Below are 902 nucleotides of genomic sequence, written 5' to 3'. Positions count from 1 at the left end.
CTTGCATTAATCTCTGCAAGCGCTCGGGATAAAAAAAATCTTCTGGACGCAAATCTATCCCATGATCACGTGCGTAGGTTAATAACTGCGCTTGATAAATTGAAGGAAACAATCCATTAGAACCACCCTTCTCTTTAGAATAAGTGATACGATAAACAGCACCTTTACATTTCTTCAAAATACGCGAAACGTTAATAGCCCCCCCTAGATATTTTATTATAGTATACGCAGGTTCTTTTTTCATAAAGATAAAATTTCATATTTTATGAATTTTATCAAGATAAAATTTCATATTTTTTTTATTGATTTTTCATTTCATATGAAAGACTTTGTATTTTATGGAATCAGATCAGTTAAAGGTATGGCTTAATGCGCAATTAGCTAAAAATGGTCATGGTAGTAAGAAAATGCTAGCCAAGCATTTAGGAGTGTTACCATCTACCTTAACTAGTATGTTGCATGATTCAGGTACAAAAAGATCAATAAAAGCAAGTGAATTAATAGAAATTATTGATTTTTTTGGCGAAATCCCCCCTTTTCTAATCAAAGAATCTGAACAGTTTATTCAACTGTATTATCAAGCAAATCCCGAAGTTCAGAAAGCTGTTTTAACGATTCTTCAGAATTCTTGTTCTTCAGACAAAAAATAATAGCAGCCATCACTTTTTTATCTCCACAATTCCAAAGTTTTTCTAACATTAGTTTATCCATAATTAACCTACACTTTATTAAAATTTCATATTTTCTGAATTTTTATATTGACAATTTTCATAAATAATGAAATATAAGTTCCATATCTTAGAAAATAACTTTTGCCAATAGGCTGTATGGAGGCATTTGTGAATAAACCAGTGTTTATAAATTCTGATGAAATTCTCTTAGTGATGTGCGAAAATGAAGAA

Annotated in this window: 2 protein-coding genes; one reads left to right on the top strand and one right to left on the bottom strand. The window is 30.3% G+C overall.

The annotated features are described in order from the left end of the window. The coding region (locus ACFIL3_RS10580) for a hypothetical protein (RefSeq protein ID WP_375682259.1) at nucleotides 1-244 on the bottom strand (244 nt) is incomplete at its 3' end. 94 nt (nucleotides 245-338) lie between these two features. Here ACFIL3_RS10580 and ACFIL3_RS10575 point away from each other — a divergent pair. After that, nucleotides 339-650, top strand: coding sequence for an XRE family transcriptional regulator (locus ACFIL3_RS10575; protein WP_114647946.1), 312 nt, complete (start codon nucleotides 339-341; stop codon nucleotides 648-650). The last annotated feature ends 252 nt before the right edge of the window (nucleotides 651-902 follow it).

The sequence above is a fragment of the Bartonella sp. CE47NXGY genome, assembly GCF_042195415.1.
GTDB lineage: Bacteria > Pseudomonadota > Alphaproteobacteria > Rhizobiales > Rhizobiaceae > Bartonella.
This window is presented reverse-complemented; position numbering and strand designations above follow the sequence as displayed.